This is a genomic window from Annamia dubia NIES-4383 (genome assembly GCF_055394725.1).
On record NZ_AP025630.1, the window covers coordinates 1,639,091 to 1,662,353 of the forward strand.

The 23,263-nt window shown below is 32.2% G+C and carries 22 protein-coding genes and 1 pseudogene; 12 read left to right on the plus strand and 11 right to left on the minus strand.

Annotation, left to right across the window (positions count from 1 at the left end):
* Window positions 1–882: a response regulator gene (locus Anndu_RS07370; protein WP_464103745.1), complete on the minus strand. Its 882-nt coding sequence runs from the start codon at window positions 880–882 to the stop codon at window positions 1–3.
* A gap of 465 nt (window positions 883–1,347) precedes the next feature.
* Between Anndu_RS07370 and Anndu_RS07375 the strand changes: the two genes are divergently transcribed.
* The 3 genes from Anndu_RS07375 (at window position 1,348) to Anndu_RS07385 (ending at window position 8,065) form a co-directional block, all read left to right on the plus strand.
* The gene (locus Anndu_RS07375; protein ID WP_464103746.1) at window positions 1,348–3,063 is read left to right on the plus strand and encodes a M48 family metalloprotease; all 1,716 of its coding nucleotides are present in this window, start codon (window positions 1,348–1,350) and stop codon (window positions 3,061–3,063) included.
* 84 nt (window positions 3,064–3,147) lie between these two features.
* Window positions 3,148–3,357 carry a Nif11-like leader peptide family natural product precursor gene (locus tag Anndu_RS07380; protein WP_464103747.1) on the plus strand — a complete coding sequence of 70 codons (210 nt, stop codon included), beginning with the start codon at window positions 3,148–3,150 and terminating at the stop codon, window positions 3,355–3,357.
* Window positions 3,358–3,871: 514 nt separating this feature from the next.
* Entirely contained in the window at window positions 3,872–8,065 is a 4,194-nt protein-coding gene (locus Anndu_RS07385; RefSeq protein WP_464103748.1) for a UvrD-helicase domain-containing protein, read from the plus strand.
* Between the two features lie 144 nt (window positions 8,066–8,209).
* Here Anndu_RS07385 and Anndu_RS07390 read toward each other — a convergent pair whose 3' ends face one another.
* The 3 genes from Anndu_RS07390 to Anndu_RS07400 are packed head-to-tail and all read right to left on the minus strand — an operon-like array spanning window position 8,210 to window position 9,005.
* Complete coding sequence (locus Anndu_RS07390; protein WP_464103749.1) at window positions 8,210–8,392, minus strand: hypothetical protein; 183 nt, start codon at window positions 8,390–8,392, stop codon at window positions 8,210–8,212.
* Between the two features lie 50 nt (window positions 8,393–8,442).
* Complete coding sequence (locus Anndu_RS07395) at window positions 8,443–8,784, minus strand: DUF5615 family PIN-like protein (protein WP_464103750.1); 342 nt, start codon at window positions 8,782–8,784, stop codon at window positions 8,443–8,445.
* Window positions 8,781–9,005 (minus strand): DUF433 domain-containing protein, encoded by a 225-nt coding sequence (locus Anndu_RS07400; RefSeq protein ID WP_464103751.1) that lies wholly within the window; start codon window positions 9,003–9,005, stop codon window positions 8,781–8,783. Before Anndu_RS07400 ends, Anndu_RS07395 begins: the two co-directional genes overlap by 4 nt.
* Before the next feature lie 158 nt (window positions 9,006–9,163).
* On the opposite strand from Anndu_RS07400, the gene Anndu_RS07405 reads away from it, so the two are divergent.
* From Anndu_RS07405 to cysK, 4 genes and pseudogenes are all read left to right on the plus strand, one after another.
* The gene (locus Anndu_RS07405) at window positions 9,164–11,176 is read left to right on the plus strand and encodes an NAD(P)H-quinone oxidoreductase subunit 5 (protein WP_464103752.1); all 2,013 of its coding nucleotides are present in this window, start codon (window positions 9,164–9,166) and stop codon (window positions 11,174–11,176) included.
* 561 nt (window positions 11,177–11,737) lie between these two features.
* Window positions 11,738–13,170, plus strand: a pseudogene (locus tag Anndu_RS07410) (NF041680 family putative transposase).
* 166 nt (window positions 13,171–13,336) lie between these two features.
* Window positions 13,337–13,750 (plus strand): Rrf2 family transcriptional regulator, encoded by a 414-nt coding sequence (locus tag Anndu_RS07415; RefSeq protein WP_464103753.1) that lies wholly within the window; start codon window positions 13,337–13,339, stop codon window positions 13,748–13,750.
* Window positions 13,751–13,776: 26 nt separating this feature from the next.
* Window positions 13,777–14,715 (plus strand): cysteine synthase A, encoded by a 939-nt coding sequence (gene cysK, locus Anndu_RS07420; RefSeq protein WP_464103754.1) that lies wholly within the window; start codon window positions 13,777–13,779, stop codon window positions 14,713–14,715.
* A gap of 73 nt (window positions 14,716–14,788) precedes the next feature.
* Here the strand turns inward: cysK and Anndu_RS07425 are convergent, their stop codons facing one another.
* Window positions 14,789–15,244 (minus strand): RrF2 family transcriptional regulator, encoded by a 456-nt coding sequence (locus Anndu_RS07425; protein ID WP_464103755.1) that lies wholly within the window; start codon window positions 15,242–15,244, stop codon window positions 14,789–14,791.
* 236 nt (window positions 15,245–15,480) lie between these two features.
* Between Anndu_RS07425 and Anndu_RS07430 the strand changes: the two genes are divergently transcribed.
* From Anndu_RS07430 to Anndu_RS07440, 3 genes are all read left to right on the plus strand, one after another.
* Entirely contained in the window at window positions 15,481–16,068 is a 588-nt protein-coding gene (locus Anndu_RS07430) for a Crp/Fnr family transcriptional regulator (protein ID WP_464103756.1), read from the plus strand.
* A gap of 73 nt (window positions 16,069–16,141) precedes the next feature.
* A complete protein-coding gene (locus Anndu_RS07435) occupies window positions 16,142–16,693 on the plus strand; it encodes a Crp/Fnr family transcriptional regulator (protein WP_464103757.1) in 552 nt (183 codons plus the stop codon).
* Between the two features lie 137 nt (window positions 16,694–16,830).
* Window positions 16,831–17,070 (plus strand): hypothetical protein, encoded by a 240-nt coding sequence (locus tag Anndu_RS07440; protein ID WP_464103758.1) that lies wholly within the window; start codon window positions 16,831–16,833, stop codon window positions 17,068–17,070.
* Window positions 17,071–17,142: 72 nt separating this feature from the next.
* On the opposite strand, the gene Anndu_RS07445 is transcribed toward Anndu_RS07440, so the two are convergent.
* Window positions 17,143–17,745: a PIN domain-containing protein gene (locus Anndu_RS07445; protein ID WP_464103759.1), complete on the minus strand. Its 603-nt coding sequence runs from the start codon at window positions 17,743–17,745 to the stop codon at window positions 17,143–17,145.
* A 2-nt stretch (window positions 17,746–17,747) separates the two neighbouring features.
* Entirely contained in the window at window positions 17,748–18,185 is a 438-nt protein-coding gene (locus Anndu_RS07450) for a hypothetical protein (protein ID WP_464103760.1), read from the minus strand.
* A 152-nt stretch (window positions 18,186–18,337) separates the two neighbouring features.
* Between Anndu_RS07450 and Anndu_RS07455 the strand changes: the two genes are divergently transcribed.
* Window positions 18,338–18,583 (plus strand): type II toxin-antitoxin system RelN family antitoxin, encoded by a 246-nt coding sequence (locus Anndu_RS07455; RefSeq protein WP_464103761.1) that lies wholly within the window; start codon window positions 18,338–18,340, stop codon window positions 18,581–18,583.
* Window positions 18,573–18,935, plus strand: a complete 363-nt coding sequence (locus tag Anndu_RS07460) for a type II toxin-antitoxin system RelE/ParE family toxin (RefSeq protein ID WP_464103762.1) — start codon at window positions 18,573–18,575, stop codon at window positions 18,933–18,935. Before Anndu_RS07455 ends, Anndu_RS07460 begins: the two co-directional genes overlap by 11 nt.
* Window positions 18,936–19,080: 145 nt before the next feature.
* On the opposite strand, the gene Anndu_RS07465 is transcribed toward Anndu_RS07460, so the two are convergent.
* The 4 genes from Anndu_RS07465 to Anndu_RS07480 form a co-directional block, all read right to left on the minus strand.
* Window positions 19,081–19,491 (minus strand): ExbD/TolR family protein, encoded by a 411-nt coding sequence (locus Anndu_RS07465; protein ID WP_464103763.1) that lies wholly within the window; start codon window positions 19,489–19,491, stop codon window positions 19,081–19,083.
* A gap of 141 nt (window positions 19,492–19,632) precedes the next feature.
* Entirely contained in the window at window positions 19,633–20,355 is a 723-nt protein-coding gene (locus Anndu_RS07470; protein ID WP_464103764.1) for a MotA/TolQ/ExbB proton channel family protein, read from the minus strand.
* A gap of 57 nt (window positions 20,356–20,412) precedes the next feature.
* Window positions 20,413–21,561 carry a hypothetical protein gene (locus Anndu_RS07475; protein ID WP_464103765.1) on the minus strand — a complete coding sequence of 383 codons (1,149 nt, stop codon included), beginning with the start codon at window positions 21,559–21,561 and terminating at the stop codon, window positions 20,413–20,415.
* 186 nt (window positions 21,562–21,747) lie between these two features.
* Complete coding sequence (locus Anndu_RS07480; RefSeq protein WP_464103766.1) at window positions 21,748–22,872, minus strand: sulfate ABC transporter substrate-binding protein; 1,125 nt, start codon at window positions 22,870–22,872, stop codon at window positions 21,748–21,750.
* Between the last annotated feature and the right edge of the window lie 391 nt (window positions 22,873–23,263).

Here is a 23,263-nt window from a genome sequence, read left to right on the forward strand (position 1 = left end):
TTAATACTCATAATTATCAAAATTAATATTTATGTTACTCAGTCCGATATAATACTTACGATAATAGGAAGTCAAATAACCCATTAACTCTAAAACCATTAATCGTCCTTCAGCAATATAAGCTTGGGCTTTAGCCGGAAGCACATCTTTATTTTTCAGTTTAAGCGCCTGAGTATGGATCGCCACCACATCCCGAGGGCTGGCCTTGAGAAAGCCCAATTTTTCAGCTAAACAACGTAAAGCATCAGGAATATTATGATCCACTCGATAAGCCCTTTCTTCTAAGGCAAAATCAAGTAATTTACCATAATCCTCGACAAATTCTTGAAAAATGTCTGGAATACTCTCTTTAATTGGTTGAGAGCCGAACATCCTTGCGGTAATATTAGTGCTAATGGAGTTGGTAAACTGCTCTAAACCTTTAATTTCTAATTCCTGTTGTTTTTGTTGTTCTTTGACTTCCCAGTTATCAATATATTGTTGACGTTGAACAGCTAATTGAATCGCATAAACTAGAATATTACGATCAAGATTCATTTTACGCAGATAACCGTGAACTCCTAACTGGAAACATTTGACCATTAAAGTTTCATCATTGCTTCCCGTTTGTACTACAATGGGAATGTTTTTAGTATATTTTTTAATCTGAATGAGGGTATTTAAACCTTCACTATCTGGTAACATTAAATCCAGTAAAATTACATCAAATTGATCTTGTTCTAGTTTGGAGATCGCTATGATTAAACTATTAGCACAGGTCAAATTGAACGATAAATAATCATTAATTATCGCTTCCGGTGAGTGAAATAATAATCTTTCAATCAATTTAGTATTGATAGGATTATCTTCAATAAGTAAAACTTTGTAATTTTCATCAGACATCTTTTTTGTATTAAGTTAAATTAAATTGGTCTTGAAATTTGGCTTTTAGCTTAATTTTTTTACTCGATTCAATCTCGTTAAATTAAAACTAATTAAAGTTTCAAGATCTTGTTTTTGGATTAAATCCTCTTTATTGTTCCTAATTTTAGTCTTATTTTACATTTTTTTCATTGTGGTTTTGTTGGTTAATTTTTGATTTAAGTAATTTTACTTAATTGATTGTAACATTTTTTTACATTAATTTCAGAAATTTGTAAAGTAATTTTACTCAAAGATAGGATCTTACGTTGTTTTTCTCTGTTTAAGATAAGATAGAATTATTCTCAATGGACAATAGACAATGGATAATTGACAATTATTTCATTCAAAATTTAAACTCTGTCCATTGCTTAAAATATATTTGTTTAGTCTAATCAACCCAATCAATTGAATAATATTTAATTTAATAAAAAATTAGAGTAAAATATGTTACAAAAAAGAGTTTATCATAATTTATTTAAGATTAGTTTAATTACAATTCTAATTAATTTATTCTTAAGTCCTGTTAAAGCTCATCCTATTGTTAAAAATTCTCAAGAAAATTTGACGACAATTGAAATAGTTAATCAAACCTTACAAAATCATGATAACAATAATAACAATAATAACAATAATTCTGATAATAATAGCAATAACAATGATAATATAATCATTGAAGATTCTGACAGTTTACCATCGGAAAATTCACCAGAAAATGAAGAAATAAAAGAACAAATAACAGTAGAAGAAACCCCTTCAGAAAATCAACTTTCTCCTGAAGAAATAGCTAGATTAGAAAAGTTTAAACAGGCCGATCAACTTTATTTAACGGGTAATATTAATGAGGCCGAAAAATTGTATCGAGAATTAAAAGAACCTTTCTCCATTGAAACAGAAAATGTTAATCAAATTATACCCCAACCCTATTATGATCCCCAATTATTACCTACGGCCGGTGCAGTTTATTGGCGAATGTCAGCACAAGGCCTAGAGCAAAATTTACAAAGTAAAATCTTTATTCCTTTAAAATTTTTAGTAGAGCAATTTCCCGATTTTATCCCCGCTTATTTACGTTATGCACAGGCTTTAATTAAATATGAAAAATTAGATGAAGCGATTAAAATTTTAGATCAAGCTGTTACTTTATACCCCAATGAAACCGATTTATTATTAGCAAAAATAGAAGCGGATAATAAAGCTGAAAAATGGTTAGATGCTTCCTTAGCCGCACGGCGTTTTGTATTATTAAATCCCGATCATCCTCAAGCAGAAAAATTTTTACAATTAGCTGATCAAAATTTAGCTAAATATCAAGAAAAATTACAATCTGATATTACGGGAAATGCGATCGCTAATATTTTTACAGGGGCTTTAGGATTTGTTTTAACAGGTAATATTTTTGGGCCTTTATCTGCGCTTGAAACTACCATGTTATTATTACAAGGTGAAACAGGAATAGGTGAACAAATATCAGCACAAGTTAAGGAGCAAATTCCCTTATTAGAAGATGAAGAAGTTAAGCAATATATAACAGAAATTGGTCAAAAAATTATTAATGTGACGGGCAGAAATGATTTTAATTATGAATTTAATCTTATTATGGATGATGAACTTAACGCTTTTGCTTTACCCGGAGGGAAAGTATTTGTTAATATTGGAGCAATTTTAAAAACAAATTCAGAAGCACAGTTAGCAGGTTTATTAGCACATGAAATTTCCCATGCTGTATTATCCCATAGTTTTCAGTTAGTAACTCAAGGAAATTTAACCGCCAATGTGATCGGAAATATTCCTTATATTGGGGGAATTGCTACTAATTTAATCGTCTTAAATTATAGTCGGGAAATGGAACAGGAAGCCGATACTTTAGGCACAAGAATATTAGCTAATTCTGGCTATGCCGCCGATGGAGTGAGAAATTTAATGGAAATTTTAGCAGGAGAAAATGAAGATCAAACTACCCCTCCAGCCTGGCTATCAACCCATCCAAATACTAATGCAAGAGTTGAATATTTAGAAGCATTTATTATTAAAAATGGATTTAATCGTTATGCTTATGAAGGTGTCACCCGTCATCAAGAAATTAAAGCAAAAGTTCAACAATTATGGGAGGAATATCAACAAACGGACGAATATAAAGAAAGAGAATTAAATAATAGATAATTAACAATTAAGAATTGATAGTTTACAAATGACAAATGACAAATATGTTATAATCTAAAAAAAATTAATGGAGTTAATCAAAAAATGTCTATTGCTGAAGTTAATCGTTTATTTAGAGATGCTCAACAATTCCCCAATTTAAAAAAAGAATTAAATCAAGCCATTGATCTTGATCATTTTGTCCAAATGGCACAGGAAAAAGGTTATGATTTTACCATTGAAGAATGGACTCAAACAACTGGTTTTCAAGTTGAAGAATATGAATGTGAATTATCAGAAATTCCGGGGCTTTAATTATTAGTTTTACTTCATTCAAGAGTTTATGTAATAGACGTTTCTATAATACAATAGAAATTAAAAAATTAAGCTATCATAAACAAATATTGAAGGAAAAATAGCGAAAATAAATAATTATAAGTGCTTATGTCAAATTAATTACTGATTTTCAAAACTCTATAAGTTTATGATACAAGTTTTGGACAAAAATACTATTAGTAATTAATTTTGCTGAGGCACTTATTATTTATTCCTCTCAATTAGTCGTTTTGTGTTACAATAGTTAAGGTAATTTTCCAAAATATATGTTGTTAAATTCTGTGTTACCTCACTATGTTAAGCTTAGATTAGGTGATCAAAGATTTTTGAAAGTAATAAGAGATCCCATTGTTAAAGAATTTTAGACAGTGATTTATTTTTTTATTATTTTATTTTATAATAGTTAAATTATGATGTTAAATCGTTATTTAACATTTTAAACTCTATAAAACTAATTAGTTATATAATACTTCTCACACAAATTTAATTCAATATGAGCCTACCACTTATTATTCACCCTGAAGTCACCTACTTTCTAAAAAATGATCAAGATCACAATTTTGTTGATCGAGTTTGGGTTTGTATTAACAAACTCAAAAAAAGGCAGTTTGATGGAGGCTTAAGAGTCAAAAAACTCAAAGGTGGCAAGAAAATTTGGGAAGCAAGAATTAATAAAGCTAGTCGTCTTTTGTTTAGCTATGAAAAATCAAGACTATCAAACACAGGAGAAAAAGCAATTTTTTTGGCAATTCAAGATATTTGTATAGATCATGATGATGTGTCTCGCAGTGCAAGAAATAGTAATAATGATTGGGTTTTATCAGAAGAAATTGTAGAAATAATTGGGGATATAAATAAAGAAAAACATGAACTATCTAATGATGATTTAGAATTAGAATTATTAGAATTAGAAGAACATTTAAGTATTTCAGATGAAATCAAAGATGAATTGTTAAATAATATTGCTTGGCAAGTTGTACCTGAAAGTGAAGAAGCATGGAATAAAGTCATTATTGATAAAACAATGGATTTTTCACTGAAATTAACACCTGAAGAAGGTGAATTAATTAAGTTAGATAATGATAATCTTTTATTACAAGGTAGTGCAGGAACTGGTAAAACAACCGTTGGCTTATATCGTTTAAAACAATTTGTTGAACAACTTTTACTCGAACAAAAATCAGGTAATAGTCTTTATGTGGCTTATAATCCTATTTTAGTAAAAAATGCCAAAGAGCAATTTCAAAAATTATTAGATATTCAAGAAAAATCATGGCAAGATTTAGAAAAAATTTTTCAATTTAAAACAATCAAAGATTTATGTTTAGAAGGGTTAGCAAAATATCAACAGTTTTTTGAAGAAAATCAAGAGATTAATTATGTTCATTTTGAAAAAAAATATTCAAGGAGAAAAAAGTATTCAAGGAGAAGTGAAAATAAAGAATATCCTTCTATTTTAGTATGGGATGAAATTCGCAGTATTATTAAAGGTTCTCATGAAGTTTTAGATATAGGAAAGGAAATTTTATCTCAAGAAAAGTATGAAGAATTAGGTAAAAAAAGATCAAATGCAATTACAAAAGAAAAACGTCCCTATATTTATAAATTAGCACAATGGTATCAAAATTGGCTTAATGAAGAAAGTCTTTTTGATGAGATAGATTTAGCGAGAGAACTATTAAAATTAATTAAAAATCATCGGATTTTTTCTTATCAATTAATTATTTGTGATGAAGTTCAAGATTTAACCGAATTACAATTAGAATTATTAGTCAATTTAGTTGCTCCTAATGGTAATTTATATTTTGCTGGTGACGTTCATCAAATGATTAGCCCTAGTGGTTTTCGTTGGGGAGATTTAACAACAATATTTTTTAATCACAAATTAAAATATACTGAAGAATCTTTACATTTTAATTTTCGTAATGTAGCCACTATTGTTAATTTAGCTAATCAAGTCTTAAAAATTCGTTATCAACTATTACCTGAAACTGCAATTAAAGATGAAGATTTTGACAAACCTATTAAACAATGTGGAGAATTAGCAAGATTAATTAATCATGATACGAGTAATTTATTTGAACAATTAAAAGAAATTAAACCACAAGAAGCAATTTTAGTTAGAACTGAAGATAAAAGAGAAGAATTAAAACAATTATTTGAGTCTGAATTTATCTTTACGATTGAAGATGCTAAAGGTTTAGAATTTAATCGAGTATTTTTAATTGATTTCTTTAAAGAAAATCAATCATTATGGAATGATGCTTTACAGAATAAAATCAATGAAGATCATCCGCAAATTCCTATGCTAAGACTTGAATTTAATTTGTTATATGTTGCGATTACGAGAACTCGTAATATTCTTTATATTTGGGATAGTGAAAACTCTCCTTTATGGGAACATAAGGAAATTGAATCTTTAATTAATGAAATGAATCTTGATCAAGCTATTCAAGAAAGAAATGAGTTAGAAATTACTCCTCAAATGTGGTTAGAAGATGGGCATAAATGGTTAAAACAAGAGCGTTATAAATTAGCAATAGAATGTTTTAGAAAAGGTAGTGATCTAAAATTAGAAAAAGAAGCAACTGCTAAATTAAAAAGACAAGAAGGTGATTATTTAGAATCAGCAAAATTATTTAAAGAAATTGAATTTTGGGAAGATGGGGCTAAATTATTTGAACATAAATTAAAACAATATGATCAGGCGGCCGAATGTTGGGAAAAAGCAAATAATTTAGTAAAATCTGCTCAATGTTGGGAGAAAATCCCTCATTGGGAAAATTCAGCTTTATGTTATGAATTAATTGAAGATTTTGATCAAGCAGTGGTATGTTGGGAAAAAAATAATAGTTGGGAAAAAGCGGGAGAAATTTGGTTTGAAAAAATTAAAAATTATGACAAGGCAAAAATTTGTTATGAAAAAGCAGGTAATTTTCAAAAAGTAGCTGAAATAAATGCAATTTTATTTGAAAAAAATCAACAATATTTAAAAGCAGGAGAAGAATATGAAAAAGCAGAAATGTTTTTAAAATCTGCTGAATGTTTTGCTAAAGTTGCTCAATTAGCAGAAGATCAAGAAAATTGGTTTGAGGCTGTTAAATATTGGTTAAAAGCCAGTAGAAAAGTAGAATCTACTGATATAAATATCAAGAATATTTATGATAATGAAGCTAAAAAACTTTATCAATATTTAAACCAATATCAAATAAAAACTCTAGCAACTGATAGAAACTTATTTCCGATAGCATTAGATAAAAAACAAAAACAAATTTCTGAACAAATACCAGATGGTGTACAAAGAATTAGAGGTATTGCTGGATCAGGTAAAACGGCAGTTTTATGTAAAAGAATTGCTCATATTCATTTAGAACATCCTGATTGGGATATTGCTGTAATTTTTTGGACTAAAAGTTTATATCAATATATTGAAAGTACAATAGATGCTTATCTTCGAGGATTAAGTAATAAAACAGTAACATTACAAACAGCAAGAAACAAAATTAAAATTTTTCATGCGTGGGGTAGTAATTCAAAAGAAGGTTTTTATTCACATTTTAGAGATAAATTAGGATTACCAAAAAGATATATAGAATATCCTACTATCAATAATTTTAGCAAATTAGTTTGTGAAGTGTTACAAAAAACAATAGAGCCTTGTTTTGATGTTATATTTATTGATGAAGGACAAGATTTTATTGTTAATCAAGAATATAAATTTAATCAAAACTATCAACCTATTTATTGGTTAGCTTGGCAATCTTTAAGACCAGTTGATCCAGAAAATTCTAATCTTCGCCGTTTATATTGGGCTTATGATGAATTTCAAACTCTTGATAAAAATACAATGGTTATTCCAACATTTGAAGAAATATTTGGAACTACTTTAGCTCAAAAAATAGGAAATAGAACTCATATTATGGAAAAATGTTATAGAACACCAAATACTATTTTGATAACAGCATTAGCATTAGGCTTAGGATTATTAAGAGAACAAGGAAAATTATATAAAATAGAAAAAGAAGATTTAACTAATATTAAGTTTGAAGTTAAAGGTGATTTTCGTAGTAATAAAGAAATGAAAATTTGGAGAAAATTAGAAAATTCTCAAAATAACATAGATCAAATTTATCAACAGCCTTTAATTGAATACGAATATTTTGAGAATTTTGATCAACAAATTGAAAAATTAATTGAAAAGATTAATTATGCTTGTAATTTAGGATTTAAACTCAATCGTGATCTATTAATTATTGCTTTGGGTGAAAATACGTCAGAATTAGTCAATTATATTGGCTATAAATTTCAACAATATCAAAAACAGAATCAATATCAATTAAATTTTTTCATTCCCGGAAAACCACATATAAATACAATTTTAGGAGAATCTAATGCTGATATTTTCTGGAAAGAAAATGCAATTACAATTACTCACACTTACCGAGCAAAAGGAAATGAAGCTTATTGGGTGTTTTTAGTAGGTTTAGAAAATATTGCTCAAAATGAAAGCGATATTGGATTAAGAAATCAATTATTTACAGCTATGACTCGCACAAAAGGATGGCTTTGGATTGGTGGAATTAAAGCAGAAAATGGTGAAAAATATCCACTTTATCAAGAATTAGAAACGGCGATCAAATCTAATGGAGAAATTACCTTTATTAATCGTACTGATTCTAGTTCTTGATTATGAATTTTTCACTAAAATTAAACAGCAATTAATTCAATTTGAACTCTCATTTTTAAAGCATTAGCAATTAAATTTAACATTAAAAAAGAGTCCCCTTCATATTCAGCATTTTCTAAAGATTCAATCATTGATTCATCAAGATTAATTAATTTCAGCTATCGCTTTATTAGAAATATGATAAGTTTGTTTTAACTCAACAATTTTTCTAGCAACTTGATCATCAAGACGAGCTTTTTCTAACTCTAATTGACGTTCAATATTATTAGCATAATAACGCTGATATAAAATTTCTAAACCGTCTGATGTTATATTTTTGTTATTCATAGTAACTCCTGAGTATAAGTATGTAAATTACTATCATTAATTTTGTATGATTATAAATCAGCTTTAATTTCAACTAAATCTTCCCCACTATTTAAAAGCTCGATCGCTCTTGATAAAGTAATAGTTAAAATTTCTTTTAATTTAGTATTAGAGGTATTACCACAGGTTAACCAAATAATTTGAGGTGGTGAGCCTAGTCTTCTTACTAAATCAACAAAATCGCTATCTTTTGTCATAACAATGACATTTTGTTCCTTAGCTTTTGTAAAAATTTCCAAATCTTCAGCGTCTCTTAAACCAATATCTCTTAATGCTAATGCGGTAATATTAAAATTACTGGAGATCCAGTTAGCAATAGCTGGGGATAATTGAGCATCAATCCAAATAATCATGCTACTAATATGGGGTGATTAATTTTTTGGGAAGCGTATAATAAAACTGCTTTTAAATCATCAGTTTCCAGATCTGGCATTTCTTCTAAAATTTCTTGAGCAGAAAGCCCAACTGCCAATAAATCTAAGACATCTGATACTCTAATTCTCATCCCCCTAATGCAAGGTCTACCTCCGCATTGTTTAGGATTAATAGTAATTCTGTTTATTAATTCTGACATATTATTTAATAATATTAGTTTTGTTATTTTAACTTTAATTATACAAAAATTTTAACTCAAGTAAGGAAACCTTAAACTAATCATAAGTATTTATTCCCCTCGATCGCTCTAGGTATGTCACAATAGTTAACGTAATTCTCCAAAATATAGATTAAACGATGGAGTCACTATATCAATATGCGTGGTTAATTCCTGTGTTACCCTTGATCGGGGCGACTTTAGTGGGAATAGGATTAATTTCCGTTAATCAAACCACCAACAAACTCAGACAACTTAATGCCGTTTTTATTATCTCTTTATTAGGTATTTCAACGGTTTTATCCTTTGCGATCCTCTGGAGTCAGATCCAAGGGCATCCCGCCTATACCCAAATGTTTGAATGGGCTAGTGCAGGTAATTTTCATTTAAGTATGGGCTACACCATTGATCATTTAACCGCCGTCATGCTTGCGATCGTTTGCACAGTGGCGTTATTGGTGATGATCTACACCGATGGTTATATGGCTCACGATCCCGGTTATGTTAGATTTTACGCCTATTTAAGCATTTTTAGTTTTTCCATGTTGGGCTTAGTCCTTAGCCCCAACTTAGTACAAATATATATATTTTGGGAATTGGTAGGGGTTTCCTCTTACCTTTTAATTGGTTTTTGGTTCGATCGCCAAGCGGCGGCGGAAGCCTGTCAAAAGGCTTTTGTCGTTAACCGTGTGGGTGACTTCGGCTTACTCTTAGGAATGCTCGGTTTATACTGGGCTACCAATAGCTTTGACTTTCAGATCATGGGCGATCGCCTGAGCGATCTTGTCTCCAGTGGGGCTTTAAGCGGTGGTTTAGCCACCTTATTCGCCATTTTGGTCTTTTTAGGCCCTGTGGCAAAATCAGCCCAATTTCCCCTTCATGTGTGGCTTCCTGACGCAATGGAAGGCCCTACCCCCATCTCCGCCCTGATCCATGCGGCCACCATGGTGGCGGCAGGTGTATTTTTAATTGCCAGAATGTACCCCGTTTTTGAGCAAATACCCTCAGCAATGACGGTTATTGCGTGGACAGGGGCATTTACCGCCTTTTTAGGAGCAACGATCGCGCTTACCCAAAACGACATTAAAAAGGGTTTAGCTTACTCCACCGTTTCCCAGTTAGGTTACATGGTTATGGCGATGGGTATTGGAGGTTATACCGCCGGACTTTTCCACCTCATGACTCACGCCTACTTCAAAGCCATGTTATTCCTTTGCTCAGGCTCGGTTATTCACGGCATGGAGGGCGTAGTGGGACATGAACCCGTTTTAGCTCAAGATATGCGTTTAATGGGCGGTTTACGCAAATATATGCCCATTACCTCCACAACCTTCCTGATCGGTACATTAGCGATCTGTGGGATCCCGCCCTTTGCAGGTTTCTGGTCAAAAGACGAAATTTTAGGATTAGCTTTTGAACATAATACAGGTTTATGGGTAGTGGGTTGGTTAACCGCAGGTTTAACCGCTTTCTATATGTTTCGGATGTATTTCCTCACCTTTGAAGGGGAGTTTCGTGGGGAAAATAAAACCATTCAAAAACAACTCTTAAAAGATGCGGGAGTTATAGCTGTTGGTGGTGATCACGGACATCATGCTCACACACCCCATGAGTCACCCTTAACCATGACTTTCCCTCTGATGGCGTTAGCAGTACCCTCAGTATTAATCGGATTATTAGGAGTGCCTTGGAATAATAAATTTGAGGCATTTGTCTTTTCCCCCAATGAAACGGCTGAGGAAGTGATCAAACACGCCGAACATTTTAGCTGGAATGAATTTTTGATCATGGGTGGTTTATCCGTTGCGATCGCCGTTGTAGGGATCATTGTTTCCTATCTCGCATATATGCAAGGTAAAATTGACGTTAAAGCGATCGCTCAGAAATACCCCGCTTTATATCAATTTTCCCTTAAAAAATGGTATTTTGACGAGCTTTATGACACCGTATTTGTAAGAGGATGCCGCCGTGTAGCCCGACAAATATTAGAGATCGACTACCGAGTAGTAGACGGAGCAGTTAACTTAACAGGCTTAGTCACGATCATCAGTGGGGAAGGCTTAAAATACTTTGAAAACGGACGAGCGCAGTTTTACGCCTTAATCGTATTCGCCGCTTGTTTAGGTTTTGTGATTGTATTTAGTATCACTTAATCACTTTTTAATTGTAGGGTGGGCAACATTTATTAATTAAATTTTTATTAATTAATAATAATAGTTGCCCACCTTTTTTATGGGGATTAAACAGTCAAAATAAAAGACTTGTTGTGAAATAGGTCATGATTTGGTTATAAGAACCTGCGATCGTGAGAACAAACACAGAGATCGTTAACAATTAAAGATTAATGGTGATGCTAAATATCAACAAAATTCTCAACAATCACAGATTATTAAGAGCGACAACAGGCTTAAATCGAAAAGCTTTTGATCATTTATTGGTAGACTTTACAAATCAATCAAACTGTGCTAAAGTAAAACCACAGTAATTCGATAGGGAATTAGAAATATGCAAAGCCCTAATTTTGATATATTGGACTTTGGACAAAAAATTAGATTTAATGAAGCTCACATCAGACCGAAAAAATTAAAATAAGATATTTATATTAAGAGAAATTGAATATTGTCTAATAGCATAATGTCAAATAATAAACTTTCTTTCTCAACAAGTTTGTTCTATAGATTAGAATAAATAGATAGTTTATTATTCAAAATAATATGAAAATCAAAAATAAAAATTACCAAGAAGTTGAACAATTTATTCAAGGTCGTCAACGATTATATCAAAGTCTTGGTTTAAGAAAAGATGCCTTGATGAATTTACTCGATGCTCTTAGTAGTAATCAAGATGCTAAAACAGTCGTGGAATTAAGTTTAAATCCTCTATTTAAACATAAATACCAAAGTATTTATCGAGCAATTGCTGATTTTAATAAAGCGGGAAAAAAGAAATCACAAATCACAAATAAAGCCGAAATATCTAAGATTATTTTAGAGAGTATTCCTCAAAATAATCAGCGAAAGTTTCATCTATTTGGCATTGATGTAACCCCTAATTCACGCCAGTTTTCTCCTACTGTATCTGATAAAACGTTTATTCATCAACCTAACAGTATTAAAGGCAATAAACCCATCAATATTGGTCATGCTTATTCTTGGCTTTTTTACTTACCTGAAAAAATATCTAATTGTGATGCTTCTTGGACAATTCCTTTATCAGTTCAACGAGTAAAAAGCGATGAAAAAGATGTTTCTGTTGCTCATAAACAGATTAATAAAGTTTTGACAGATTCATTATTATTTAAGATAATTCTATCAGTTATTGTCGTAGATTGTCTTTATAGTCAAAAAGATTTTATTGGCAAACAAGTTCTTAATCAAGATCGACTTGTTGTCACCAGAGTTAAAAGTAATCGTGTTTTTTTTCGTCCTTTTGTCAAAGATTCTTCTGAGTTAAAAAGTGGACATCCACGTTGGTATGGTGATAAATTTGATTTAAAAGATTCAACTTCTTGGCATCCCCCTGATGATTTAATTCAAACTAATTTTACTACGAAACGTGGTAAATTATTAAATGTCAAAATTAAGGGTTGGAATAATATGTTAATGAAGGGAACAAAGGAACATAAATTGCATGATTATCCCTTTACATTATTGGAAATTACTGTTACTGATCAAGAAGGTAATTCTATTTGGAAACCAATGTGGTTAATTGCCATTGGTAAACGCCGTAACGAATTAACTTTGCTTGAAATTTATCAATCTTATCGTCAACGTTTTGACTTGGAACACTTTTTTCGATTTGGCAAACAAAGATTATTAATGAACGACTATTTAACCTCTCATACAAGTTATGAAGAAAACTGGATGAACCTAATTTTAATTGCTTATATTCAATTGTGGAATGCAAGGAATTTAGCTGTTTGCTTACCCTGCCCTTGGGAGAAATATTTGCCTAATTTTCGTGAGAGTAAGATTACCCCAGTGCTGGTTCAGAGAGACTTTTATAGAATTATTAGCACCATTGAGATCAATTCTAATTTTCCCAAACCCCGTGGTTATTCTTCTGGACGGAAAAAGGTGAAATACAAGTGAAAAGACCACGTTATCAGGTTATAAAAAAGAATCAAAAATGTCAACAAAATAGCTAAATTGCTGTTAGAAACGACTGTTAATTAATCTTTTTTCCCCTAAAATTATTTTAGGTTAGTTTTACTTTGTCTATTTTTTTATCTTCTATTTTAACCTCTACCAATTTCTTTTTGTCCAAAGTCCAATGATATAGGTAAATTCAGTTTATTTGAACTACCTGCAAGGGTGAAATATGCACTCCTCGCACTGATGGAATTAGCAAAAGTCTTTGAGTCGCAAAAAGCGATGACGGTAAAGGAAATTGCCACAGAGCAACCCATTCCTGAGCGTTATTTAGAGCAAGTTTTGCTCAGTCTGCGCCAAAGTGGGCTAGTGCAAAGTTATCGGGGTGCAAGAGGGGGCTATATCTTAAATCAAGAGCCTTCAGTGATTACCATGTTAGATGTGATCATCTGCGTGGAAGGGCAACAAACGGTTAATAAAAGATTATCTTCCCCGTCTTTGGAGTCAAGGATCATTGATCAAATCTGGCGAGAGTCTCAACTGAAGGCTCAAGCTTTTCTCAAACAGCAAACTATTGGCGATCTCTTGCAAAAAAGTCTTGAAGATCAACAACTTTCGCTTACTTATTTCATTTAATTGTTTATTAATTTACTAGAAAAAATATGCGTATTGCTCAGAATATTACAGAATTAGTTGGTCGTACTCCTTTAATTCAATTAAATAAAATCCCCCAATCGGAAGGAGTAAAAGCGACTATTTTATTAAAATTAGAAAGTATGAATCCAGCTTCCTCCGTTAAAGATCGCATTGGCGTTAATATGATTAATTCAGCCGAAAAAGCGGGGTTAATTCATCCTCATAAAACGGTTTTAGTTGAGCCAACTTCTGGTAATACGGGGATTGCTTTAGCTATGGTAGCCGCCGCTAAAGGCTATCAGCTTATTTTAACTATGCCTGATACCATGAGTTTAGAGCGCCGTAATATGTTAAAAGCCTATGGCGCTCAGTTAGAGTTAACCCCCGGTAGTCACGGCATGAGAGGTGCGATCGCCAAAGCGGAGGAAATCGTGGCACAGACAGACAATGCTTTTATGTTACAGCAATTTAAAAATAGTGCCAATCCCGAAATTCACCGAGAAACTACCGCCCAAGAAATTTGGGAGGATACAGAGGGTAAAGTTGACATTTTAATTTCCGGTGTGGGTACGGGAGGCACAATTACCGGAGTTGCCGAGGCTCTTAAAGCTCGAAAACCGGAGTTTAAAGCGATCGCCGTTGAACCTCTCAATAGTCCGGTTTTATCAGGGGGAAATGCTGGGCCTCACAAAATTCAGGGTATTGGAGCAGGATTCATTCCTCCCGTCTTACGTTTAGATTTAGTAGATGAAGTAATCACCGTTGCTGATGAAAAATCAATCGAATATAGTCGCCGTTTAGCAAGGGAGGAGGGCTTATTATCAGGGATTTCCTCCGGTGCGGCCTTATATGCGGCCATTCAAGTGGGGAAACGTCCCGAAAATGAAGGTAAATTAATCGTAGCAATTCAGCCTAGTTTCGGAGAAAGATACCTTAGTACAGTATTATTTCAGAATTTAGATTAATTAGTTATTTGTTATTGGTTATTTGTTAATTGAGTTTATATTTTGACGAATAACAAATAACTAATAACCAAATTTAGATATAATACATCAAATTAGCTTGATGATGACGCTCTCTTTGTTTACATAAATCCTCAAGAGAATATTGAGCTAAAACTGATTGAGAAGCTAAATTAGCCTGTTGCCAATTCTCCCGAATTACCCTCATTTCAACAGTTTTAGCATCATCAGAGGGATTAACTTTTTTTTCTCCCTCAATTAAAGAAACTATTTCTAACAAAGTAATCTCACTAGCAGACTTGGTTAAAAGATAACCGCCCCTTGCCCCCCTTTGGCTTTTTAAGAGGCCACCTCGGCGCAAAATTGCCAAAATTTGCTCCAAATAACGCTCAGGAATGGGCTGTTTAGCTGTGATTTCACTAACAGTTAAAGGATTATGAGGATTCGGTTGACAAGCCATCTCCAAAAGGGCAACTAAGGCATATTCAACCTTAGAGGGCAGATCCAGCAAGATATAGTTTTGACTATTCACAATCTTTAGCTATAAATAACGGTTTTTCTATCAATTTACCTTGTTTTGTGATCTTTTGTACCTTTTGATCAAGTTTACAAAAATACAGTATTATGATAGGATTAGTGTACAATTGCAAAGTACCAATTATAAGATCATAGACATTTCCAAAAATTCTTAATTAATTAAGCTTTCATAATCTCATAATGGAAATGTCTAATTATTTAATCTATTAGTAAAGGAAATTATTAAAAATTATGGCTTTAACAATTGCTTATACTCCAGTGGCTAAACAATGGCATTATTTCACATTTAATGCGGGAGAAAAATTACCTTCTCGCCCCAATAGTTTATGGAAAATTGAAAGTGGTTTAGTCAAAATTACCACCTATTCAGAAGAAGGGGATTTAATTGTTTTAGGATTATGGGGAAAAGGAGATGTAGTAGGTCAAAATTTTGGCAAAGTTGAACCTTATGACATCGTTTCTATTACCAAAGTACAAGCTAAACCTATTCCTTTTGAATCTGGTCAAGAATTAACAGAAATTTTGTTAGCACATTTAGAACAAATGCAAGAATTAGCATTAATTCGTAGTTATAAAACGGTAGATTTAATGTTAATTAAACTCTTAGCATGGCTAGGTAAAAAATTTGGACAAGAGACAAAACAGGGTAACTTAATTGATCTACGTTTAACTCATCAAGACTTAGGAGATATTTTAGGCTCAACTAGGGTGACTATTACTAAATACTTAAATAGTTTAGAACAACAAGGTTATATTGAAAAGCTCTCTTTACAAAGAATTATCTTAAAAGAAGATGAACTTTGGCATTATGAAATTTAAAGATTAAAAATTTAATTTTATTCATTAATCTTAAAAAAAAATTATGTTTATACCTATTATTCATCGGAATAAATTGACAGATTTACACATATTTAAACGCTATGAAGAATTACCATTTTATCCTAACCATCTCTGGCAAATTGAAAGCGGAACAGTGAAAATTATTACCTATTCTGATGAAGGTAACTTAATTTTTTTGGGATTGTGGGCAAAAGGGGATATTGTGGGTAATTTTTTTGGTAAAGTTGAACCTTATCACCTCGTTTGTTTAACTAAAGTTAAGGCTAATTTAATTACTTTTGAAGATTGCCCCAAATTAGGAGAAATTATTTTAGCTCATCTGGAACAAATGCAGGAATTAGAATTAATTAAAGCCTATAAAAATGTAGATGTCATGTTAATCAAATTATTAGCATGGTTAGGTAAAAAGTTTGGGAAGAAAACCTCGGAAGGAATCTTAATTGATCTGCGTCTAACTCATCAAGAATTGGCCGACATTTTAGGTGTTACCCGTGTACCAATTACAAAATGTTTAAATCAATTAGAAGCACAAGGTATTATCAAAAAACTTTCTTTACAACGAATTATTTTTCAAAAAGATTCATTTTGGCATTATCAAATTTAAGAAAAATTTAATGATTTTTTCCTAAATTGTTTTCTTCAACACACCATTTCTTTAATCTTTATGACAGAATGAACCCATAAACTACGGTAATTACATCAAATAACCGTAATTATGTGGAGGCTTGTAAAACCATGACAATGATCACAACTCAAACAAAATTAAGTCACAATTCTCACCATCAGCCACAATGGTTAGAAAATAAGGTTAATACGGTCATGCGTCCTTCTTGTTGCCGTTTATGCCAATATTATCGTTCTGAAGGGCGTAATGGTGGTCATTGTCAAAAATTAGGGGTTTCCGTTGCTAGTCATTGGGCTTCTTGTAGTTTGGCTTTACCTCCCTTTGCCCCTTCATGGGAGAAGACTTTACCTCATTAGATTTTAATAATTTTCTAACGTAATCAAAACCTTGTAGAGAGGTAAAATTTTACGTCTCTACAGCCTTAAATATTATTGATATAACCACGCTTTTAAATTAGAAACATTGCTAAAATAATTAATATTTAAACTAGCAAAAGTTTGTTGAAGATTACTATTACCAAACTCTTTAGTATTTTCACTAAAAAAAACTTTAGATTGAGTTAAATTATTTTCAGCATGGGCTAAAATTACCTGTAAAATAAAATCATCTCGCCTTTCATTTTTGCCCTGTAAAAAAGGCTGATCAAAAGTCTTTTCTAACATAGCAATATTTGATTCAATTAACTCACCATGAGTTTTAAAATAGGCAAGAATATTTAAAAATCGCTTTCTAAAATTAATCATTATATTATCATAATCAATCAAAGAAATTTTTAAATAATTAGCAAAAAAGTGAGCATCAGTTATTTCTTTGCTTCTTTGAGCTTCATTAATTTCAATTTTAGCACTTTGAGCAAAAGATTGAGTTCTTTTTTCTTCCCTTTCTATGGCGACTAAAGTTTCCATTAAACAAATACTAGGAATCATAAATTTTAAATTATCATTGGCATGATAAATAAAATCTTCTAATTCTTTATTTCTACCTTTTGCAATTGCCATAATAGAATTAGTTTCTAAATAAATAATAATCATTATTATTCTAATTCCTCCGTAATTGCATCAATTAAATACTCATATAAACCAATGGCTTTAACTTCCTCTGTATAAGGTGTATTATCACCTTTCCAGTGATAAACTAAATCATCTAACCATAAGTCAATTAAAAGAGTTAAAGTTGATTGATAGATAACACCTTCGATACTTTCTGGATTATAAAATGCTAATACTGTTTTCGTGTCAAATCTTGCGATTTCTTCAAAAGTTGGACTTTTAAAGATTATCATAACATTACTATTCGCATACATTAAAAAGGGAATGTGTTGATATTTTTCCATTTGTAAAATTTCCAGATCGGGGGATGAATACAACGAGGAAAATCTTACATCAATCATTAAAAAAGGCTGATCATTTTTATCTTTAGCCACAATGATTGGCTTAAAATCAATGGCGGTGAATGCGGGTATTTGTACCATAATATTTTACTTTTTTTCCTGATAAGTTGATTTTTTAATTATAACAATTTTCCTGTTGCTGATGACAATAAAATACACTAATTAAAACCTTAAAATCTTTTTAATGATCAATTGTGTTATAATCATCTCAAAAATTAAGTTGAGGTACAATAATGAAAGCTTTTGAAGTGATGGCAACACTTAATGATCAAAAACAATTACTATTAGATGATAGCTTAGATATTGATACTCCTAGTCGAGTAAAAGTCATTCTTTTAGTATCTGATGAAAATGAATCTGATCCTGATGATACGACCGTTGAGGAAATTAAAGCTAGTTTGAAACGAGCTTTACAGGAAGCAAAAGCAGGTAAAAGAATCCCATTAGCACAAATGTGGGAGGGTATTGATGCAGAATAATTCTCAATTAATTAATATTGATTTAACTCCTGAATATAGAAGAAATTTAAAATCTTTGGCTAAAAAATATCGGAATATTCGTTCTGATCTTCAACCTTTGATTTTAGAATTACAACAGGGTAATATTGTCGGCGATCGCCTGACAGGATTTGGTTTAGAGATTTATGTTTATAAAGTTAGGGTTAAAAATAGTAATATTAAAAAAGGCAAAAGTGCAGGATATAGATTAATTTATTTACTTGAATCAAAAACAAGTATTTTATTATTAACAATTTATAGTAAATCTGAACAAGAAGATATTACTATTAATGAGATTAATTCGATTTTAAATGAATGTTTTGAAGAATCATAATATATCGTACATTAACACCCTTCAATTTTATAGTACAATAGACATTTGAAAAGCCGGGTATTTGTTAAATCCCCGACTTTTAAACTAAAAGATTAATATTTTAATCAAATTAGATTTGCTTTCCAAAATTGACCTAATCCCAAATCTAATTACTCTCGATCGCCAGAGAAATTTGCTCACCTCCTACTTTTTGCATTTTCCCTAAAAGTTTAGCTAATTCTTCATAAGAGACTTTTTTATCCGCTTTTAAAACTACTGCACCTTGAGGATTTTTCTCTAAATAGGATTTAATTTGTTTTTCTAATTCTTGTTCGGAGATAGGTTGATTTGTGATTAATATTTCTCCTTTTAAATCTAACCCAACCATTAAAGGTTCGGGTGCTTTTATATCAGTACCTCCTTCCGAACTAGGTAAGGTAATATTTAAACTTTTTTGATTAGTTAAAGTCATGGATACAAAGATGAAAAATATGAGAATGGCCATCACCACATCCATCATCGGTACTAAATTTAATTCGGGCATTTGGGAAGATTTATTTTCTGATTTAAAACGCATATATTTAGATATTGATTGTTGACTAAGTAGGTTGACAAAATTAAACTTAAGGTGGGCAATTTCCTGAATAATTTTAAGGTAATTCTTTTAAGCTTTTATAGGGTATTGACCACCATAAAATTGTTTTTTTATTACTATTTATTATTTACTATTTGCTGATAAATGAAAGGATGAAGCATAATTAGAATTATTAGAAACTTCATTACTAGAAACTTCACTATTTTGATGAAAAATTGGTTCATACCAAACTTGACGATAAATCAATTCTAATTCACCTCCAACTGTGGAAAAATATTCCACCTGTTGACTTTGTAATGTTACTAAAACACGAAAAATAAATAAAGCAAGAATGGCAACTAACATCCCTGCCGCCGTAGTGGTTAGGGCTTCCCCAATCCCCGCCGCCGCTTTAGAAGTATCCGCCGCACCTCCTGCACCACCAATATTTAAGTTACTAAAAGTCATAATTAAACCCGTTACTGTTCCTAATAATCCTAAAAGGGGTGCTAATCCTACCACACTTTCTAAGAGTTTATCTCCCCTTCTCATTTGAAAAAACTCTTTATCTCCCGCCGTTTCTAAGGCTAATCTAAAGGTTTCCGGTGTAGGTTGTTTTAATCTTAAGGGGGCAAGGAGAAACCTCCCAATGGGTAAATTGTTCGCCTCACGCGCGATCGAGGCGGCTTTTTCTAAATCATAATGGGCGGCTTCTAAAACTCGATAAACAATTTTGTCTTCTTGACTCAGAAATTGATACCAAAACCAAGCCCTTTCGATCGCTCTACCAATCGTAAAAACTGACATAGCGAGTATGGGAATCATGACCGGCCCACCTTTCTCAATTAAATTATAAACATTAGACATAGATATTTAGAAATAAAAAATAAATAATAATTCAATTAAAAGTTAATTTTAACTACTTTACTGAGGTTGTATTTTCCAAATCACCACAATTGTGGCTGTATTTTGTTGATTAGGAACTAAATTGACATAGAGTGAACCTGAATCTTTTGTCACAACGAAAATTGCTCCACCACCATAAGCCTCTCCATCGCTAATCTCGTAACTATTGTTAACTAAATTAGTTCTGAGATAGGTGTCAAAAAAAGTATCAGGTGCTTCCCCTTCTACCAATTTCATAATGGCAATATCAGGACGTTGTACCCCCGCCTCACAAAATAAATTAGGATCGGCAAAATTATCACAGGTAGCATCGGCAATATCACCTAAATTCCCGATAATGTTGTAAATTTCTCCGGGGACTTCCACCGCCTTTGCTAAATCTTGTAAACTTAAGGGTTGTTCCGATAAAACATAAACTGTACCTTTTCCCTGTGCCACTAACAAACTGAGAAATTGAGTTCTACCATTGCGAAAAACTTGGTAAACTTTTTTTCCTGTTTCTGTGGTGGTGGGTGTTACCACATATTTTTTAGTTGCCAACTCTTGTTCAAAAAATTGAGCAACTTGATCTAACTCTTTCCCTGTTTCCATACAAGAAGGCAAATTAAAACATCCCGCTTGGGCTGAGGGATAGGTGGGGAAATCATCCCACGAATCAGCCACAGGGACGGATTGTGTGTTAGTTACCTCCGGTTCTGGAGTTTCTTCAGGAGTGGCCTTAGATTCAGTTTTAGGAGTTATTTCTTTAGGTATCTCTTGGGAAGGTATCTCTTTGGGAGGAGTTTTCTTAATAGATGGAATAACTACCTTTGGTGAAGATACCTGAAGCTTTTTGCGTACAGTGGGAGCTTTAGACTGAGATCGTTTAGCCACAGGAGTCTTTTTCGGCGACTTGGGTTGAGAAATTTCAGGTTTTTTACCAGTGGGTAACTGGGTAACATGAACTTTCTTATCTTCTGGTTTTGGCTGTGAGTGATGATCTTCTGATGCCATAGGAATAAACATCATTAGCCCATGTAAAGCTAATGATATTACCATCGCCGACCAAAACCACTTGTGATAAAAATGAGGCTCACTTTTAGGGGAGTGTAACCAAGTCATCACATCAGATAGGGTTAAATTTTCTGTTGCCGAAGTAACAGCAACAATTTCTGTAGATGAGGACAATTTAGGTACTGATTTTTACTGATTTTTTAGCAAAACTAAACATCAAAAACAAAAAAAGATAGGTTCGTTGTTGTACTTCAGTGCTATTACTTTGTCGTGCTAAAGCCCAACAATAAACTCAATTAATTTAAAATTTTGGCTTTTGATCGAAAATTTTAAATTTTGATACTTTTACCAGAAATCTCATTAAAGTGAGCCTTGAATCTGGTCAAAAATCGCACCATCATCAAAAAATTTCTTCTGGATATTATCCCAACCACCAAATTCACTGATTGTATGAAGATTGGTGACTCTGGGGAATCTACTTGCTACGTCTCTTGCCACAGTAGGATCCACTGGGCGAAAACCAACATTAGCAAATTCCCTTTGTGCTTCTGGGGTAAATAAAAACTGCACAAATGCTTCGGCTACAGCACGAGTGTTATGTTTATCCACATTTTTATCTACCACTGCCACAGGTCCATCAATCGAAATATTATTAGATGGAATCACAGAAAAAGAGGAAGTTTCTCCCCGTTGTGCCGATAAAATTACTTCATTTTCATAATTAAGTAGTACATCTCCTTCTCCTTTTTTAAAGAAAGTATCACTAGCTTCCCTTGCATCTTTGGGTAATACGGGTACATTGCGAAAAACCTGAGTCACAAAATCTTGTTTTTGACTATCATCTCCATTGACTGCATTCCATAAGGCAAGAAAGTTCCAACGCGCACCGCCTGAAGTTTTCGGATTGGCAGTGATTACTTTAACATCAGGTCTTGTTAAATCAGTCCAGTTGCGGATTCCTTTGGGATTGCCGGGGCGAGTTACCAGTGCTACCACTGAATGGGTAATAATTGAATTATTAGGAGCTTCGCTTTGCCAACCCGGATCAATTAAACCTGCATTCTCAATTTTTTTGGTATCTAAAGCCAATGCTAATGCCACCACATCGGCTTCTAAACCATCAATCACGGCACGAGTTTGAGTCCCTGAACCTCCATAACTAGCATTAATGCGTACTTCTTGACCTCCATGTTCCCGTTTCCATTTTTCTTGAAAAAGAGGAATGATTCTGTCATAAGCCGCTTGAGTAACAGCGTAGGAAACTAAGGTTAGTTCTACAGTCTCTGGTTGTTGACTGATTAATTGCTTATTCGGGGTACTGGATATTAGATCCGCCGCACTCACATTTCCTGCCAGAGGAATAGCCACACTTAAGCCAAAGCCTACTGCTCCTAAAAGTAAAACTGAGGTTTTCGGTTGTATCTCAAATTTTAAGAGTTTAGAAAGACTTTGTTTCGTTTGATTGATGAATGATTTTTTACTCATTGTTGTTTTGAACACTTTTGTTTGGTTGTTTGGTTATGGGAACGAATCTTAATTCATTTGTAAATGAATTGCAATAGTTTTTAGTGAATTTATTGAATATTTTTTTTAAATGTTTATTGAATTACATTATCAATAAAATTATTGCAAGTATTTCTACAATAGTTAATAAAAATTGGTTTTAAGTATTAGGGGAAACTTTTTTTAATCTTAATAAGAATATTTCTTAATAAAATTATACCTTTAGTGTTAATGGTTAGTTTTGAGTAAATAAAATACAGTTTTCCGATCAGATTTTATAATTTTTTTAGAATTGATTTTAGTTGTCAACACAACATTAATCCTTAAAACCTACTTAAAGCAAGATTTATCACAACAATCTTTATCTCTTGAC